Origin of the sequence: Mangrovibacterium marinum, assembly GCF_003046625.1 — a bacterium.
GTDB lineage: Bacteria > Bacteroidota > Bacteroidia > Bacteroidales > Prolixibacteraceae > Mangrovibacterium > Mangrovibacterium marinum.
This window is the reverse complement of the sequence record NZ_QAAD01000005.1, coordinates 51,133-67,661: the sequence shown is the minus strand read 5'-3', so window position 1 is coordinate 67,661 and position 16,529 is coordinate 51,133. Positions and strand designations below refer to the sequence as shown.

Annotated in this window: 18 protein-coding genes; 11 read left to right on the top strand and 7 right to left on the bottom strand. The window is 47.3% G+C overall.

Annotated features, from left to right (window positions below; translation table 11 throughout):
- Positions 1 to 39: 39 nt before the first annotated feature.
- Positions 40 to 1,227, top strand: a complete 1,188-nt coding sequence (locus tag C8N47_RS06020) for a hypothetical protein (RefSeq protein WP_107821637.1) — start codon at positions 40 to 42, stop codon at positions 1,225 to 1,227.
- Here C8N47_RS06020 and C8N47_RS06015 read toward each other — a convergent pair.
- The 3 genes from C8N47_RS06015 to C8N47_RS06005 all read right to left on the bottom strand — a co-directional run bounded on the left by C8N47_RS06015 (position 1,219) and on the right by C8N47_RS06005 (position 4,236).
- Positions 1,219 to 1,605, bottom strand: a complete 387-nt coding sequence (locus C8N47_RS06015; protein ID WP_107821636.1) for a response regulator — start codon at positions 1,603 to 1,605, stop codon at positions 1,219 to 1,221. The two genes, C8N47_RS06020 and C8N47_RS06015, sit on opposite strands and share 9 nt — an antisense overlap.
- 17 nt (positions 1,606 to 1,622) lie before the next feature.
- Positions 1,623 to 3,191, bottom strand: a complete 1,569-nt coding sequence (locus C8N47_RS06010; protein WP_107821635.1) for a response regulator — start codon at positions 3,189 to 3,191, stop codon at positions 1,623 to 1,625.
- Positions 3,192 to 3,624: 433 nt separating this feature from the next.
- A complete protein-coding gene (locus C8N47_RS06005; protein ID WP_107821634.1) occupies positions 3,625 to 4,236 on the bottom strand; it encodes a thioredoxin family protein in 612 nt (203 codons plus the stop codon).
- Positions 4,237 to 4,325: 89 nt separating this feature from the next.
- Here C8N47_RS06005 and pdxH point away from each other — a divergent pair, with 89 nt between their 5' ends.
- Together pdxH and kdsA are read left to right on the top strand one after the other, a co-directional pair.
- Positions 4,326 to 4,952 (top strand): pyridoxamine 5'-phosphate oxidase, encoded by a 627-nt coding sequence (gene pdxH / locus C8N47_RS06000; protein WP_107821633.1) that lies wholly within the window; start codon positions 4,326 to 4,328, stop codon positions 4,950 to 4,952.
- 70 nt (positions 4,953 to 5,022) lie between these two features.
- Positions 5,023 to 5,829, top strand: coding sequence for a 3-deoxy-8-phosphooctulonate synthase (kdsA, locus tag C8N47_RS05995; RefSeq protein ID WP_107821632.1), 807 nt, complete (start codon positions 5,023 to 5,025; stop codon positions 5,827 to 5,829).
- A gap of 257 nt (positions 5,830 to 6,086) precedes the next feature.
- On the opposite strand, the gene C8N47_RS05990 is transcribed toward kdsA, so the two are convergent.
- The 4 genes from C8N47_RS05990 to kduI all read right to left on the bottom strand — a co-directional run bounded on the left by C8N47_RS05990 (position 6,087) and on the right by kduI (position 10,449).
- Positions 6,087 to 7,319, bottom strand: coding sequence for a nucleoside recognition domain-containing protein (locus tag C8N47_RS05990; RefSeq protein ID WP_107821631.1), 1,233 nt, complete (start codon positions 7,317 to 7,319; stop codon positions 6,087 to 6,089).
- A 165-nt stretch (positions 7,320 to 7,484) separates the two neighbouring features.
- Complete coding sequence (locus tag C8N47_RS05985) at positions 7,485 to 8,762, bottom strand: DUF4861 domain-containing protein (RefSeq protein ID WP_146161441.1); 1,278 nt, start codon at positions 8,760 to 8,762, stop codon at positions 7,485 to 7,487.
- A gap of 9 nt (positions 8,763 to 8,771) precedes the next feature.
- Positions 8,772 to 9,566 (bottom strand): gluconate 5-dehydrogenase, encoded by a 795-nt coding sequence (locus C8N47_RS05980; protein ID WP_107821629.1) that lies wholly within the window; start codon positions 9,564 to 9,566, stop codon positions 8,772 to 8,774.
- 40 nt (positions 9,567 to 9,606) lie between these two features.
- Positions 9,607 to 10,449, bottom strand: a complete 843-nt coding sequence (kduI, locus tag C8N47_RS05975; protein ID WP_107821628.1) for a 5-dehydro-4-deoxy-D-glucuronate isomerase — start codon at positions 10,447 to 10,449, stop codon at positions 9,607 to 9,609.
- A gap of 230 nt (positions 10,450 to 10,679) precedes the next feature.
- Here kduI and C8N47_RS05970 point away from each other — a divergent pair, with 230 nt between their 5' ends.
- From C8N47_RS05970 to C8N47_RS05935, 8 genes are all read left to right on the top strand, one after another.
- On the top strand, positions 10,680 to 11,708 hold the full coding sequence (locus tag C8N47_RS05970; RefSeq protein ID WP_107821627.1) for a LacI family DNA-binding transcriptional regulator: 1,029 nt from the start codon (positions 10,680 to 10,682) through the stop codon (positions 11,706 to 11,708).
- A gap of 477 nt (positions 11,709 to 12,185) precedes the next feature.
- Positions 12,186 to 12,506, top strand: a complete 321-nt coding sequence (locus tag C8N47_RS05965) for a NifB/NifX family molybdenum-iron cluster-binding protein (protein ID WP_107821626.1) — start codon at positions 12,186 to 12,188, stop codon at positions 12,504 to 12,506.
- A gap of 14 nt (positions 12,507 to 12,520) precedes the next feature.
- Positions 12,521 to 12,769, top strand: a complete 249-nt coding sequence (locus tag C8N47_RS05960; protein WP_107821625.1) for a DUF5320 domain-containing protein — start codon at positions 12,521 to 12,523, stop codon at positions 12,767 to 12,769.
- Between the two features lie 6 nt (positions 12,770 to 12,775).
- The gene (locus C8N47_RS05955; protein ID WP_107821624.1) at positions 12,776 to 13,111 is read left to right on the top strand and encodes a NifB/NifX family molybdenum-iron cluster-binding protein; all 336 of its coding nucleotides are present in this window, start codon (positions 12,776 to 12,778) and stop codon (positions 13,109 to 13,111) included.
- Positions 13,112 to 13,114: 3 nt separating this feature from the next.
- Positions 13,115 to 13,960, top strand: coding sequence for a damage-control phosphatase ARMT1 family protein (locus C8N47_RS05950; RefSeq protein ID WP_107821623.1), 846 nt, complete (start codon positions 13,115 to 13,117; stop codon positions 13,958 to 13,960).
- Between the two features lie 11 nt (positions 13,961 to 13,971).
- Positions 13,972 to 14,829, top strand: a complete 858-nt coding sequence (locus tag C8N47_RS05945) for a nucleotide-binding protein (protein WP_170111306.1) — start codon at positions 13,972 to 13,974, stop codon at positions 14,827 to 14,829.
- Positions 14,826 to 15,695 carry a nucleotide-binding protein gene (locus C8N47_RS05940; RefSeq protein ID WP_107821621.1) on the top strand — a complete coding sequence of 290 codons (870 nt, stop codon included), beginning with the start codon at positions 14,826 to 14,828 and terminating at the stop codon, positions 15,693 to 15,695. The genes C8N47_RS05945 and C8N47_RS05940 overlap by 4 nt, the downstream gene beginning before the upstream one ends.
- Positions 15,688 to 16,524, top strand: a complete 837-nt coding sequence (locus tag C8N47_RS05935; RefSeq protein WP_107821620.1) for an Mrp/NBP35 family ATP-binding protein — start codon at positions 15,688 to 15,690, stop codon at positions 16,522 to 16,524. The genes C8N47_RS05940 and C8N47_RS05935 overlap by 8 nt, the downstream gene beginning before the upstream one ends.
- Positions 16,525 to 16,529 lie beyond the last annotated feature (5 nt).

Below are 16,529 nucleotides of genomic sequence, written 5' to 3'. Positions count from 1 at the left end.
CGGAGATTTCATACATTTGAGCTCTAAAAACAGGAAACAGTGACAGACGCCCGGCCAACTCTATTTCATTTTAACCCAACCTGCGAAATTGCCATTGCCAACGGTTCGCCCTACTTCACACCGTCCAATTTACTTCGTCAGTTCGAGGATGATCTGGCTCCGTTAATGCTGCACTTTGCCAAAGCAAACGACCTTGTGGTCGCTCCCACTCCGCCCGAACAGTGGATAGAACGCATGCACGAGGCCGGCTTTACAATTCCCCGTTTTGCAAGCATCGACCAACTGAAAGCCGAACGATTGGCGGATGACACGCTAAAGCTCGAATGCTGGGGCAACAGCCCCGCCGAAAGTCATCGGTTTCAGTTTTTGGAAGCCGGAAACCGGCCGTGGAAGGACAGCTACCGGACTGTTTTCGAGCGGAAGACTGCTGTTGGCTTTCTGCACCAGCTACTGCAAGCCGAAGTGCTGCCCTCTTGCATCGACCGACAAATAGCGCCGCATATCGTTCGCTCGGAAGCTGAAATAGCGCGCTTGCTGAACAGTTCAGCACCACTGGTGCTGAAAACACCACTAAGCTCGAGCGGCCGGGGGCTGGCCGTCCTGCGACGCAACAAGCTCAACGAGTCGAACCGACAATGGATCAAAGGTAATCTGGAGCAACAGGGCTATCTAACCGCCGAACCCTGGCTCGATAAGCAATTGGATTTGTCGCTGCAATTTCGGATTGAGAGCGCGGGAAAAGTTCGTTACCTGACTCCCAGTTTTTTCGAAACCAATTCGAACGGGCAATATTCGGGACACTTCCTGAATTTCAGCGACTGGGCCCGGATTCCCGGAGGTCAGGAATCGCTGAGAAAACTATCGTCGCTAATGCATAGAGAGCTGGAAAACTCGGTTTACAGCAAAAACTACAGCGGTCCGCTGGGCATCGATCTGATCAGCTATCGCGATGAAAATGGCCAGCTAATGATTCACCCCTGTCTGGAGATCAATCCGCGCTATACAATGGGCTATCTGAGTACAAAACTCGAGGCCAAAATTCATCCCGAAGCCAAAGGCCATTTCAAGATTCATTTTGCCCCCCAGGGGACTATGGTGCAAGTGGTTGAACAGAAGCGGGAAGCCAATCCGCTTCAGATGTTGGACGGCCGTCCTCGGAAAGGCTTTTTGGAACTGACTCCGGTCAATTCATCAAGCAAATTTTGTGCGTACCTGACCTTATTTTAGGTGCTTCTGAATGGCGTTCATCAAGGTGCTCAGACGCACCGGTTTGGCTATAAAATCATCACAGCCGGCTTCGTAACTCCGCGACTCTTCACCGGACAGGATAAACGCACTTTGCACGATAACCGGAACCAGCGGGTTCATGTTTTTTATCAGGCGGGTCGCCTCAAAACCATCCATCTCGGGCATATTCAAATCCATTAAAACCAGCGAAATGCCTGGTACTGTTTTAAAGATATCGACAGCCTCTGCTCCGTTTTTCGCCCAGTAACTAACAGCGTTACATTGCTTTAAAGCCTTTTGGTAATAATACCTACTGGTATCATTATCCTCAACAATGAGTATTTTCTTTCCTTGTAAATCCATTTCAGTAGGTACCATGCGTTATAAGCGATAATTTAGACTTCCTTAAAATTTAGATTTCTTTTGATGACTGTATCCAGGTCGGTAGGTTTAAAGGGTTTTCCCAGATGATCATTCATCCCGCTTTTGAGAAACAGCTTAATTTCATCGCTAAACTTATTGGCAGTCATTGCAATGATGGGAATCCCCGTTTCAACACCATTCTGCTTTTCAATTCGTCTGATTTCCTGTGTGGCTTCCACCCCGTCCAGACCAGGCATGTGCACATCCATCAAAATGAGGTCGAAACCGCCCTTTTTATATAACTGTACAGCTTCCAGCCCGTTGGTAGCCAGGGTCACCCGATGCCCCAGACGCTTTACACAAAGCATGGCTACTTTGGCATTAATATCGTTGTCTTCGGCCAGCAGCACATTTAAACAAATTTCGGGGCGAAGCACAAAGGCTTTGGGGCTGTCGGGTCGTTTGCCCGAAACAACCGGATCGAAAACAGCAGTAAACCAAAACAGCGAACCTTTTCCCAACTCACTTTCAACGCCAATTTCGCCTTTCATCAGGTGGGTCAGTCGTTTACAGATGGCTAAGCCCAAGCCCGTTCCGCCAAACTTACGGGTTGTGGAGCTATCGGCCTGGGTAAATGTTTTAAACAACTTCTTTTGGTTCTCCTCCGAAATGCCGATACCCGAATCTTCAATCTCGAAGCGTACTTTGTAACTATTGTTGCTAATTCCCTCCAGACTGACCTGTAGCCGCACGAATCCTTTCTCGGTAAATTTGAAGGCATTATTCAATAAATTAATCAGGATTTGTTTTAAGCGTAGCGGATCACCCATAATTAAAACCGGCACAGAGTCGCTGACGGACACCGAGAAATCAAATTCGCTTTGTTTAATTTTATAGGCCAGCAGTTTTTTCACGTTGTCAATCTCGTCGCGAATATTGAAGGCAATATGTTCGAATTTGATCTGCCCGGCCTCAATCTTCGAGAAATCAAGAATATCGTTGATAATCATGAGCAAGGTATCGCTCGATATTTCAATGATGTCCAGATACTCCAGTTGCTCCTTATCCAGCTTGGTTTGCCGCAAAATATCAACCATCCCGACAATGCCGTTCAGTGGTGTGCGAATTTCGTGCGACATATTAGCCAAAAACAACGACTTGGCACTGGCTGCTTTTTCGGCTATTTCCTTCGACGCTTTAAGCTCTTCCTGTACGCGTTTTAAGGCCAGATGAAGCTCCAAACGAATAATCAGCTCTTCGTATTTAAATGGCTTTTGAACAAAATCGAATTCACCGGGGCGAAACAGATGCAACAAGCGATCTTCGTATTTTGCGGGTGTTAGAAAAATAAGCGGAACCCCCGGGGTTTGAACAGCTTTATGCAGCTTCTTACTGATTTCAATACCATTCTGATCCGTAATTTCAACATCCATAATGATCAAATCAAACTTCTCCCGGGTTGATTTTAAGACCGATGCCTGGCTGGTGTTCATCCAAACGGGCAGATAGCCCCTGCCGATCAATACCGACCGCAAATGGTCTGTATTTTCCATCGTATCGGAGACAATTAAAATTTTCGGTGAGTGCTTGTCTGATGCCATTCGTTAATAATTAGTTAGCGCACATACTGATGATCAAGTTAAAACAATAACCGATTATTTCGGGAACCATCAATTCTTGTTTCAGTACAAATTAATCTTTTTTTAATTCATACCTCTACCTTTCTGCATTTATTTTTCAAGAAATTATTAACGCTAATGTACGGAAATAGGCTCGTTTGCTTACTATTAAGCCCATTTTTAGTTTATTGCCAATCACAAATCAGGAGTTATTGACCGCCTAAAACGAGCAACTGCTCCCCCCGACTTTACATCGCGAAAAGCAGTCTGTCAAGCATTTTTCGTTTTTACTGACGACGATTGAACATTCATCTGAGCTGATCAGCAGTGGCGCTCACCGCTTTATGAACTGAAAGTCTGTCGCCTCGGTGTGTGACGATTTTCGAAAAAGAGAGTTCCGAATACCGGACTCCGGCTAATCGTTCTGAACCTTGCGTTTAATGCTACATCCCAGCGGTTTTGTTTCGGGCACTGCAATTGCATCGCCGGCAGCTACGCTCTGAATGGCATCTTTCAGATAGCTTTCTTTGACATCGGAGGCCGACTTGTAATTATCATCGATCGCTCCTTTATAAACCAGTTTAAAGTTGGTATCGAAGAAGAAAACATGCGGCGTTGTCTGTCCGCCCCACGCGTTGGCAAGCAAACTTTCCCGATCAATCAGGTAAGGCAGCTTATAGCCTTTCTCCTGGGCGTGCTTCTTCATGGCCTCCAACGAGTCGTCGCCCTCGCGCTTCATATAATTGGAATTCACGAGCACCACACCGATCTTATTTTGTTTCGCCAGATCAAAAATTTCGTTGTACCGATCTTCCCAGGCCACAACAAAAGGACAGGTATTGCACGAAAAAATGACGACCAAACCGTTGTCGAGCTTCAAATCCTGCAGCGAGGCATAATCGTCGGTAATTCCAAGCATTTTCACCTCGGTGTGTGTCGCCTGCTCTCCGATGTTGAGTTGTTTGTTCGCAGCCATGGTCATCGCGGCCGCTAACAGGAAAAAGGCAATCGTGGATAAAAGTTTCATAAATTTTCTGAATTGGTTATGCAAGATGGAACAATCCGCTTTTCAACATTGTTTATCGGCATAGATTCAGAAATACTAAATAAATTGAAATGCTACGAGATATTCGAAAAAACTACCGGCACGATTTTCTGGACGAAAGCAAGCTGACCGGTCATCCGCTTCAACTTTTTCAGCGCTGGCTTGACGAGGCCATTCAGCACGAAGAAGAGCCCACAGCCATGACCCTCTCAACGGTGGTCGACGGGCAGCCCGATTCGCGAATTGTGCTACTGAAACAGGCCGACGAGGCTGGTCTGGTGTTTTTCACCAATTACCACAGCCATAAAGGTGCGCAACTGGAACAAAATAATCAGGTTGCCGTGAATTTTTTCTGGCCCCGGCTGGAGCGCCAGGTTCGGGTGAAAGGCCGGGTTGAAAAGCTTCCGGACAGCCGTTCTGCCGAATACTTCAAGTCGCGCCCGCGCGACAGCCAGCTTGGGGCCTGGGCATCGCCGCAAAGCCGCGAAATTAGCTCGCGCGAAGAACTGGATGAGCGTTTTGCACAGTTCGATAAGCATTTTGAAAACCTGGAAATTGAAAAGCCACCACACTGGGGAGGTTACCTTGTGAAACCAGCGGTTGTGGAGTTTTGGCAGGGACGCCCCAACCGGCTTCACGATCGCTTTTGCTACAAACTCGAGGCAAAACAATGGACTGTACAACGCCTGGCTCCCTGATTTGGAAGGTTCCTTCAGCTTTTAAATCTTATCCCGATTGTTGTATATTCGCATAAATTTAATTGATAACATGATTCCAAAATTGAACTTTCCGGGTGAAAATTTCCTGCTGATGGCAGGCCCCTGCGTGATTGAAGGCAATGATATGGCATTCGAAATTGCCGAAAAAATACTTGAGATAACCAATAAGCTTCATATTCCATTCGTCTTCAAAGGCTCGTACCGTAAGGCCAACCGCAGCCGCATTGACTCGTTTCAGGGCATTGGCGACGAAAAAGCGTTGAGCATTCTGCAAGCTGTTGGCGAAAAATTCAACATCCCTACGGTTACCGACATTCACTCGGCAGCCGAGGCAGCCATCGCTGCACAATATGTTGATGTACTGCAAATTCCGGCCTTCCTGTGTCGCCAAACCGACTTACTGATTGCTGCTGCGGAAACCGGAAAAGTCGTCAACATTAAAAAAGGACAATTCCTATCGGCCGAAGCCATGCAGTTTGCCGTGAATAAAGTGAAGGACTGTGGCAACAACCAGGTGATGCTGACTGAACGGGGAACCACTTTCGGCTATCAGGATCTGGTGGTTGACTACCGCGGTATTCCGGTGATGAAGGCAAACGGCTGTCCGGTGATCATGGACATCACTCACTCGCTGCAACAGCCCAACCAGAGCAGTGGTGTAACCGGTGGAAAACCGGAACTGATTGAAACCATTGCCCGTGCAGCCATTGCCGTTGGTGCCGATGGTATTTTCATCGAAACGCATCCGAACCCGGCTGTTGCCAAGTCGGACGGCGCCAATATGCTTCGTCTGGATTTACTGGAAGGACTGTTAACCAAGCTGGTTAAACTGAAACAAACTGTCGATTCCCTTTAAACTGTTTATACCGATTAGCAATTGAATTGAGGCGTCAATTCATTTCACTCTTTAAGCCTCTTCAATTGACTATCGGCATTTGTCCTTCTGATTTCAGCGTTTCGCTTACGACTCAGTCTGAAAAACAATTGTATTAGCTTCGCGGCTTGCACGACCACTCGTTGTTGCAAGCCACGGAGCTCACTCCATAGCCCGTCACACTGCTGCGAAAGCAGTGGGGACAACTCCAAAGGCAGCAGGTCGAGTCCGATACCGGTTTAGTGAAAGAATAAATAAGCCATTGCAATAGCGGCTACAATACCCACAAAATCGGCAAACAAGCCGCAAACCAAGGCATGGCGGGTTTTCTTAATGCCTACCGATCCGAAATAAACGGCAATAATATAGAAGGTTGTATCGGTTGCGCCCTGCACAGTGCTGGCTACACGCCCAACAAACGAGTCGGCTCCGTAAGTTGTCATGGCATCCACCATCATTCCACGGGCTCCGCTGCCACTCAGGGGCTTCATCAAGGCCGTTGGCAGGGCTTCAACAAAATCGGTATTTACGCCCATCCCGGTGAGCATCCACGAAATGCCGTCGATAAACCAAGTCATGGCTCCCGAAGTACGAAACACACCGATTGCAACCAGGATGGCCACCAAATAAGGAATGATTTTGATGGCTACTTTGAAACCATCTTTGGCGCCATCGATAAACGATTCGTACACGTTGATGCGGGCACGAAGGCCCAGCAAAATGAAAGAGATGATGACCGTAAAAAGGATCAGGTTACTGGCAACACTCGAGATCAGGGTAATCTGATCCTGCGGGATGGATGAAAAATACCAGATCAATCCGGCAATAATGGCCGTTAATCCGCCCAAATAGGCTAAAATAACCTTATCCAGCAGGTTTATTTTTTGATAGTAGGCCACGGCCAGCAAACCGGCCAGGGTTGAAAAGAAGGTAGCCAGCATGATGGGGATAAAAATATCGCTGGGGTTTACCGCCCCCAGTTGAGCACGGTACACCATAATGCTAATGGGCAGCAAGGTCAGGCCCGAGGTATTGAGCACCAGGAACATGATCTGGGCATTGCTTGCGGTGTCTTTCTTCAAATTTGTGGCCTGCATCTCCTGCATGGCTTTCAGGCCCATGGGCGTTGCCGCGTTGTCGAGATTGAGCATATTGGCGGCAATGTTCATCATAATCGACGCATTGGCCGGGTGATTTTCGTCCAGTTCGGGAAACAGCTTGCGGAAAAACGGGCCAATGAGTTTTGAAAACACGCGAACTACGCCACCATCCTCGCCCACTTTCATAATGCCCATCCAAAGCGCCAACACGCCGGTTAGTCCCAACGAAATTTCGAAACCTGTTTTGGCCATCTCCATGGTTGAGTTCATCATTGCCGTAAAAACTTCGGTATCGCCCATAAAAATGAGCTTGGCCAAACCAACAACAAAAGCAATCAGAAAGAAGAATATCCAGATATAATTTAGAGCCATAACCGGGGTGAAATAAGAGTTTGTGGCGTGAAGCTACAAAAAAATGCCCAAACATATCGCGCTTGCCGGGGGCTGCAAACCAATCCCTGCGGTATGCCGCGTTCCCCAAACGAAAAGAAGGCTGCCCGTAAAGAGCAACCTTCCTGCTTTTCAAGAAAAAAGTAATTATTGAATCGTAACAACAATGGGATTACTCCATTTCTCAGCCTCAGAAGAAAGGTAGGCTTTAAAATTGGCCATCTCTTTCCACTCTGGATTCTCCAGCCCCCACACGGCAGCAAAATAGTGCCTGGCCGGATTATCGTTCGAAATTTTTTGTGCTACATAGTAGGTTTCCGAAATGACATTGCTAAAGCCCTTTTCCGGAACAGTCGGATACTGATCGAAATAGTTCACATCGGTTGAACGAGCAACCGTGGTCACTTCATCCGCTTTCAGTACAACAGCCATTCCCAGCTCATCCTTATTTTCCGATTGCTGATCCAGGGTGGCGATCGCATCGTAGTCGGCATTCGCTTTGAAATGCTCCGGCTCGGTGGTCAAATAGCTGGTAACAATACCGGTCACCAACTGCTTTTGGCCTTCGAAACCGGACACCGTCACATCCGACTGAAACCAGTATTTGCCCGGGAAAACCGAAATACGCTCAACAGCCGCAAGGTTCTGATCAGCCACCTTCCAGCCCCCGTATTTCAGCTCGCAAACCGAACGTACAGGGCCTTCCGTGATTTTCTGATATTCGTAAGTCTCCGTTGATCCTAAACGATACAGCGAATCATTTTCGAGCATGGCCAAACCGCCCGATCCCAGCGAATTGCCGCAGTGCAGTACATCCATTCCCCAATCGGCCAATTGGTGATAGCTCCCCATGGCCGGCGTATGAATTTTATCGATGATCAAGCCCGGTTTCAGTTTACCAAACAAGTCTTTCACATTACGGCAATCAAAATAGGTTCTGAACCCCATCTTGTCGTTTTCCCAGCTCACGCTTTCGCCCTGAGCAATAATTTTAAAGGGCTCGCTCGCCGATGGTGCCCTGTAATAGTCAACCTCTTTGTAAGTACCATCCTCCTGTTCAATTCCCAAACGCATATTGGTGCGTTTCTCAAACCGAGGATAAGCATCCGCCGGCACATAAGCCAGCTGCAAAGTCAACTTTTCGTTGGGTTGAAAATTAACCAGGAAGGCCAGCTCGTCCCAAGTACCATCGCCATCCAAATCGTCAACCTGCGATGCCAGGGTATCGTTTCCGTTTAAAACCAAGGGAAGCATTCCGGCTTCGGGTGCCGGAAACGAACTGTCGATCTGTTGTCGGTCCAACACCAATAGCTCGTCGGTACGGGATCTATCGATTGGATTTTCAACAACCAACTGCTTCTCTTTGGCACACGATCCGAACAGCAGTGTTGTGGCGGCTAATGCAATGAGCAGATTTCTTTTCATGCCCACCAATTAGATATCGTTTTCGCCTTTTACATAGCCGAAGTTGGCCAAAATACCACCATCAACGTACAGCACGTGGCCGTTCACAAAATCGGCCGCTTTCGACGCCAGGAACAGAGCCGCGTTACCAATATCTTCGGGTTCTCCCCAGCGGGCTGCCGGTGTACGCATCATCACCAAATCGTTAAACGGGTGACCACCTTCACGAATCGGCGCCGTTTGCGATGTAGCAATATAACCAGGCCCGATACCATTGATTTGCAAATTGTATTTTGCCCACTCGCAGCACATGTTTGCCGTCAACAGTTTCAATCCACCTTTTGCTGATGCATAAGCTGAAACAGAATTACGTCCGTAAACGCTCATCATCGAACACATGTTGATGATCTTACCAAAACGTTTCTCAATCATTTTGGGAGCAACACGCTTGGCCACAATCAACGGAGCAACCAAATCAACATCAATTACTTGTTTATAATCGGCAACCGGCATATCCAAAATAGGAACACGCTTAATGATACCCGCATTATTCACCAGAATGTCGATTGAGCCAACCGCGTTTTCAATGGCTGTAATCCCTCTGTCGACATCTTCTTCGTTGGTCACATCAAATTTAACCGTGAAAGCATCAATTCCGGCTGCTTTATATTCTTCTTTTGCCTGAGCAAGTTTCTCTTCCGAAAGGTCGTTCACACAAATTTTTGCACCGGCCTGACCCAATGTTTTGGCAATTGCCATACCGATACCATGCGTACCACCGGTAACCAATGCTACTTTACCCGACAAATCAAATAATTCGTTCATGATTTAAACTTAATTAGATAGTTTGATTTTATGTTTTTGATTATCTCAATTCTGTTGGCTTAATCACATCCATATCGGTGTAATCCAGGTTTTCGCCGGCCATACCCCAAATAAAGATGTAGTTGCTTGTTCCGGCAGCCGAGTGAATCGACCAGGTTGGCGAAATCACCGCTTGCTCGTTCTGCATCCAGATGTGACGTGTTTCTGATGGTTCGCCCATGAAGTGGCAAACAGCCTGCCCTTCCGGTACGTTAAAGTAGAAATAAACTTCGTTACGGCGGCTGTGTGTATGTGCCGGCATGGTATTCCAAACGCTACCCGGCTTCAACTCGGTCATCCCCATTTGCAACTGACAGGTTTCAACAACAGTATTGATCAACAACTGATTGATATTGCGTTCGTTTGATGTTTCAAGCGCCCCTAAATGCAATACATTGGCGTCGCCCATTGTCACATGTTTTGTTGGATATTCCTTGTGTGCCGGAGCGGAGTTGAAATAGAAACGAGCCGGAGCTGAAGCATCTTTCGAGCTGAAAACAACCTCTTTGGCACCACGACCAATATATAAAGCATCTTTAAACGCTAACACATATTCTTTTCCGTCAACCGTAACCGAACCGGTATTGCCAACATTAATAATACCCACTTCGCGGCGTTTACAGAAATATTCGGATTTCAACGCATCAACGGTTTCCAGCGTCAAAGGCTCGGCACCGGGAACTGCACCCCCGGTAATATAGCGTTCGATATGAGAGTATACCATGTGAATATTACCCTCTTCCATCAATTTTTCAACCAGAAATTCTTTCCGGATGCGATCCGTATCATAAGTTTTAAAATCCTGAGGATTGTATGCATAACGCTCTTCAAAAATAATAGCCATAGTGTTTTATTTAATTGGTTTCAAATTCAATATTTCAAAAATATATCGAAAAACCGGCAGCCAAACTTTATACTGAAAGGTATCAGTTAGCCGTCAGCCAACTCTTCCGACGTTCTGATTTCATGGGCAAATATAAAATTAAAATCAAAAAGATGCAATCGATTGCGCAAAAAGTTGTAATTTAGCCCCTGTAAAAAAATTATTCGCATCTTTGCCGCGAAATATTCAATATGGATCAGAAGTCTTCAATAACAATACACGACATAGCACGAGAATTAAACATCTCGGCATCAACAGTTTCCAGAGCACTAAACGATAACCCCCGAATTAGCAAGGCGACCAAAGAAAAGATAAAAGCCAAAGCGCTGGAAATGGGCTATCAGCCCAATACGATTGCATCGAACCTGCGCAATCAGAAAACAAACACCATCGGGATCGTTGTGCCTCTGATTAACCGGCACTTCTTCTCGAGCTTTATCAGTGGTGTTGAAGATGTCGCCTTCGCAGCGGGCTACAATGTCATTATCTCGCAATCGAACGATCTGCTGGAAAAAGAAAAGCAAATTGTACATTCCCTGTTTTCGAACCGTGTTGACGGGTTGATTGCTTCGTTAAGTATGCAAACCGACGAATTTGATCACTTTCAGCTTTTCTCGAAAAAGGAAATCCCTATTGTCTTTTTCGACCGGGTTGTTCCGGAGCTGGAAGCGCACAAAATTGTCGTGGATGATTTTATGGTTGGATTTAAGGCAACCGAACATCTGATTCAACAAGGCTACAAGCGAATTGCCCATCTGGCCGGACCGACCGTGCTGCACACCTACCGCGACCGCATGGCCGGCTACCGCGCAGCCCTGGAGAAAAACAACATGCCCATTGACGAAGAACTGATTATTTACAGCCGACTGACCCGCATCGACGGGCGCGATGCCATTCAACAACTTTTGGCACTTCCACAGCCGCCCGACGCTGCTTTTTGCGGAAACGACACCTCGGCACTTGCCATGATGGTATACCTGAAAAAAATCGGGATGAAAATCCCGCAGGACTTCGGCCTAATTGGCTTTAGCGACGAACCGTTCTCGGAAGTGGTTACCCCTTCTATTTCAACATTAAAACAGCCGGCCTTTGAAATGGGACTGAAAGCTGCGGAGCTACTCATTCAGGAAATTGAAAGTAAAAACAGGCTAAGCAAACACCTGACCATTACGATGCCAACCGAGTTGATTCAACGCGAATCATCGTCGCGAATCCGTTAAAACGCCCTCCTATTTTCGATTAAATTCATCCGAAGGCTCTGTTGCGGGGCCTCACGGCCCGTATTTCAGGCCCGCGCAGCTACCTGTACACCAACGCTCCCTGAACAGCCGGAAGAGCAACCACCGATACCTTGTCACGGGTTATACCGATTAACAGTTGGTATTAAACCGCAGGCCGAAACCTCCAGGCACCATGCCGACAGATCGCTAAAGCCCTGCAACGAGAACTGCATTTAGGGGGTCATTTCAACTACAAATCGGCATTACATCCACCTCCTTACTATTTCCCTGCTCATGGCTTGTCTGCTACACCTTCTTGTGGATTTATTACACTCCACAAATGACACCCCACATTCAATTTTCAACAATTTCGAAAAATATTTTGAAAAAACAGCTATTAACGATCATTTGTTCTATATATTTGCATTAACAAATCGCACATTAGTGCAAATATAAACGAACAAAAATTAACATCGTATGAAAATAGCCATCACTGCAACCGCGAACAATAGCAAAGCAAAACTGGACAACCGTTTTGGCCGTTGCGCCTATTTTGCGATTTACGATACCGAGTTACAACAAACCGAGTATCACGAAAACCCGGCTAAAGCAAGCGCAGAAGGCGCCGGACCGGCATCCGTGCAGTTTATCGCGTCCAAAGGTGTTAACCGGATTATATCGGGAGAATTCGGGGGCAAAGTAAAAGATATTCTAAATGGTCTTAAAATCCAGATGGTGATCCATGGACAGCCGGATAGTACCATCGCGGAGATCGTACAACAATTTTCTAAAAACTAATAAATTAAAACGTTATGCCAGGATTTAACAGAAAAGGCCCACAAGGCGAAGGACCGATGACCGGTCGTTCCATGGGCAAATGCGGAAACAAACAAGGAAACCGGATGAACGGTCCGGCAAACAACGATGTGCCTTCAGAAAACAATGGTGATCAACAGCAGATGAGCCCAATGTTCAGGAACAGAGGCCGCGGCCGCCAACGCTGCCAGTCGAACGGCGGTGGATTCGGAGGCAGAAGAGGAAGATTTTCAACCGATAAATAACGAAGAATGAGAAAAATAGCGATCCCAACCGAAAACGGTGTTTTAAGTACCCATTTCGGACATTGTAAAAACTTCACATTGATTGAAGTTCAGGAGAACACCATGACAAACGAAACCGTTGTTGAAGCGCCGCCACACGAACCAGGCTTATTACCCAAGTGGCTGGCCGAAAGAGGTGTCACTGAAATTATTTCAGGTGGTATCGGCCAAAAAGCCGTGAACCTGTTCAATGCAAACCGGATTGTTGTTCATGCAGGCGCCCCAAACAAGCCGGCCAAAGAATTAGTTTCCGACTTAATTCAAAATAAACTGGCCACCGGCACTAATGCTTGCGATCATTAAGCTATGGCTTTCGATTATCGTTGCTTTTATTGCTTTTGCCGGGCCTGCGACAGGCTCATCAGCCAAATGCAATTAACGGAACAACAAGCCAACACGCTCACCGCTGAGCTGATTGAGATTTATGCTTCGGAGAAAGACAGGTTCTCGACTCCGCAATTTGCCCGGGAACTTCATGCCCGCATCAAGCAGATTACGGGCCAGCTCGATCCTTACAGCGAAATAAAAGCGCAGAGCAACCGGCAGGTGCTGGCCATGTATGCCGACCTGAAACAAAAGGTTTCGGAAGCAACAGATCCTTTTGAAATGGCCTTAAGGCTGGCTATTGCCGGCAATATTATTGATTATGCAGTCCATGATGAATACAATTTGCCGGAAACAATTGCCCATGTCGTGCAATCGGATTTTGCGATAAACCATGCTGCGCGGCTAAAAGCAGAAATCGCCAAAGCGAACAAAGTATTGTATTTGGGCGACAACAACGGCGAGGTCGTTTTTGACAAATTGTTCATTGAGACGATCAACCATCCGAACCTGATTTATGCCGTTCGGGGCGATGCTGTAATTAACGATGTTACCATAACTGATGCACAATCGGTGGGGATGGATGAGCTTGTCAACGTCATTTCAAATGGTTACGATGCTCCTTCCACCCTGCCCGATTTGTGCTCACCCCAATTCAAGGCGCATTTCGAATCTGCCGATCTGATTATCTCGAAGGGCCAAGGTAACCTGGAAGGATTACTCGATGACAAAAGCCACAACATCGCCTTTTTACTTATGGTGAAATGTCCGGTTATTGCCGAAAAGCTTCAGGTAGCAAAAGGCGATTTTGTTGTCAAAATGAATTAAATTATTTACGAATGAAAATAGCGATTGCCAGCGGCAAAGGTGGCACCGGTAAAACCTTGGTTTCAACCAACCTTTTCAATGTCATCCGTCAAACCGGGCAGAAAACCCAGTTGATCGACTGCGACGCCGAGGAGCCCAATGTATGCGAATTTATTCGGGGCAAGGTTGAAGAAGAAACCCTCACAACAACGCATATCCCGGTTATCGACGCGCGGAAATGTACTTTTTGCGGCAAGTGCCAGGAGTATTGCAGCTACAATGCCATCATCATGCTGCCGGCCATTAAAACCATTCAGGTTGTCGAAGATTTGTGCCACGACTGCGGCGCCTGCGTTTATGCCTGCCAGTACGATGCCATTACCGAAAAAGAAAAGGTTACCGGCAGCATTACCCAATACGCAATTGGCTCGAATGCTGATTTGCTGGAAAGTCAGACCGAAATCGGCATTTACTCGCCTGTCCCGATTATCGGGCAAACCATCAACATGGCCGAAGCTGAGGCACTGACCTTGTTGGACTCGCCCCCGGGAACCTCGTGCCCCTTTATTGCAACTGTGGAGCGGGCCGATTACGTTGTTCTGGTAACTGAACCCACTCCTTTCGGGTTGAATGACTTAAAGCTTTCGGTTGAAACACTGCGCCGGTTGAAGAAGAAATTCGGTGTTGTGATCAATCGTTTCGGCCTGGGAAAAGAACTAATTGAAGACTACCTCAAGCGCGAAGGAATTGCCCTGTTGGAACACATTCCTTTTGATAAACGCATCGCCCGGGTTTATGCCAAAGGAGAGCTTATCACCGAAGAGCTGCCCGAATACCACGACTTATTCGGGAAATTATATCAAAACATCATGAAACAAGTTCAGGCATGACAGAAATAGCCGTTTTAAGTGGAAAAGGAGGAACAGGAAAATCCGGCATTAGCGCTGCACTAGCCAGTTTGGCCTCCAAAGTTGTTGTGGCCGACTGCGACGTGGATGCCGCGAACCTACACTTGATTTTAGAGCCGGAGAACTATCTCGAAGAAGTTTACACCTCCGGGCAAAAGGCGCAAATTGATGCCGACAAATGTACAAGCTGCGGCAAGTGTATCGACTACTGCCGTTTTGATGCTATTAAAATCTCTGACGGGGAATTTACGGTTGTTGGAACCGCCTGCGATGGATGTCAGCTCTGTGCGCGCGTTTGCCCCACCGGCGCGATCACCATGATTGATCAAAACGAAAGTCGCTGGTTTGCCGGTGACATCCGGAATGGGAAAATGGTACATGCGCGCCTGGCTCCCGGCGAGGATAATTCGGGCAAGCTGGTCAACCTGGTGCGCGACCATGCACGCAAGGAGGCGCACGATATTCAATCGGATCTGATCCTGATTGACGGCCCCCCGGGAATTGGCTGCCCGGTCATTTCAACGTTGAGTGGAATCAACAAAGTGCTGCTGGTGACAGAACCAACTGTCTCGGGCATACACGATTTAAAACGCATCACCGAGTTGGTCAACCAGTACAAACTAGAAGTATTCCTGGTGATCAACAAATGCGACATCAACATGGAAATGACAGAAGAGATTGAAAAATGGGCGGCTGGAAAACAAATTCCGGTGATCAGCAAAATCCCGTTCTCTGAAGTTTGGGTTGAAGCAATGATCAACTGCAAAAGCATTGTCGACTGGGCCCCGGAGTCAGCGCTAAGTAATGAGATAAGAGTGATTTGGAATCAATTAATTGGAAATGAATAAGCAAACAGCAATCGAAAAAATAAAACTGCCCGGCGTAAAAAACATCATCGTTGTGGCATCGGGTAAAGGGGGCGTTGGCAAATCAACCGTGGCAGCCAACCTGGCCGTTGCATTGGCATCCGAAGGCTACAAAACCGCCCTGTTTGATGCCGACCTATACGGCCCGTCGAGCCCGATTCTTTTTGATGTTCAGGATGAAAAGCCACAGGTTTTTAAATATCCGGAAGGTGAAAAATATTTCCCTGTCGAAAAATACGGGGTTAAACTCATGTCGGTCGGGTTCTTCGTTGCGAAGAAAAAATCGCTGATCTGGCGCGGGCCCGCAGCCTCGGGCGTTTTAACCCAGCTGCTCTCGTCAACCGAATGGGGCGAAACAGACTATCTGATCATTGACTTTCCTCCGGGCACCGGCGATATTCAGCTGACAACCATCCAGAAACTGGCACTTACGGGAGCGCTAATTGTAACCACGCCCCAACAGCTGGCCCTGGCCGATGCCGAGAAAGCTGCCGACATGTTCGAAAATGAGCACCTCCACGTACCGCTTTTGGGCGTGGTTGAGAACATGGCCTATTTTACGCCGGCACAACACCCCGACGAGCGCTATTTTGTGTTCGGCAGCGGAGGAGGCCAGCAGCTGGCGAACCAGCTTAATGTACCACTGTTGGCTCAGCTGCCGCTCATCTGCGAAAATGACGTGAGTTCGCCCGAGACCTTCAAAATAAGCACCAACCCAATTCTGGCTGAGAAATTCCGGGGCTTGGCCGATTCCATTCAGAAATCGGTGTCGGACAAAGCCTGGGGATTCAGATATGTCAAACAAAATTGAACCGA

Bases quoted from the DNA above. Each gene is read 5' to 3' on its own strand.
- C8N47_RS06005 (WP_107821634.1), bottom strand. From the start codon at position 4,236: ATGAAACTTTTATCCACGATTGCCTTTTTCCTGTTAGCGGCCGCGATG.
- C8N47_RS05950 (WP_107821623.1), top strand. From the start codon at position 13,115: ATGGCTTTCGATTATCGTTGCTTTTATTGCTTTTGCCGGGCCTGCGAC.
- C8N47_RS05970 (WP_107821627.1), top strand. From the start codon at position 10,680: ATGGATCAGAAGTCTTCAATAACAATACACGACATAGCACGAGAATTA.
- C8N47_RS05990 (WP_107821631.1), bottom strand. From the start codon at position 7,319: ATGGCTCTAAATTATATCTGGATATTCTTCTTTCTGATTGCTTTTGTT.
- C8N47_RS05955 (WP_107821624.1), top strand. From the start codon at position 12,776: ATGAGAAAAATAGCGATCCCAACCGAAAACGGTGTTTTAAGTACCCAT.
- C8N47_RS05940 (WP_107821621.1), top strand. From the start codon at position 14,826: ATGACAGAAATAGCCGTTTTAAGTGGAAAAGGAGGAACAGGAAAATCC.
- C8N47_RS06015 (WP_107821636.1), bottom strand. From the start codon at position 1,605: ATGGTACCTACTGAAATGGATTTACAAGGAAAGAAAATACTCATTGTT.
- C8N47_RS05965 (WP_107821626.1), top strand. From the start codon at position 12,186: ATGAAAATAGCCATCACTGCAACCGCGAACAATAGCAAAGCAAAACTG.
- kduI (WP_107821628.1), bottom strand. From the start codon at position 10,449: ATGGCTATTATTTTTGAAGAGCGTTATGCATACAATCCTCAGGATTTT.
- C8N47_RS05945 (WP_170111306.1), top strand. From the start codon at position 13,972: ATGAAAATAGCGATTGCCAGCGGCAAAGGTGGCACCGGTAAAACCTTG.
- C8N47_RS05935 (WP_107821620.1), top strand. From the start codon at position 15,688: ATGAATAAGCAAACAGCAATCGAAAAAATAAAACTGCCCGGCGTAAAA.
- pdxH (WP_107821633.1), top strand. From the start codon at position 4,326: ATGCTACGAGATATTCGAAAAAACTACCGGCACGATTTTCTGGACGAA.
- C8N47_RS05980 (WP_107821629.1), bottom strand. From the start codon at position 9,566: ATGAACGAATTATTTGATTTGTCGGGTAAAGTAGCATTGGTTACCGGT.
- C8N47_RS05960 (WP_107821625.1), top strand. From the start codon at position 12,521: ATGCCAGGATTTAACAGAAAAGGCCCACAAGGCGAAGGACCGATGACC.
- kdsA (WP_107821632.1), top strand. From the start codon at position 5,023: ATGATTCCAAAATTGAACTTTCCGGGTGAAAATTTCCTGCTGATGGCA.
- C8N47_RS06010 (WP_107821635.1), bottom strand. From the start codon at position 3,191: ATGGCATCAGACAAGCACTCACCGAAAATTTTAATTGTCTCCGATACG.
- C8N47_RS05985 (WP_146161441.1), bottom strand. From the start codon at position 8,762: ATGAAAAGAAATCTGCTCATTGCATTAGCCGCCACAACACTGCTGTTC.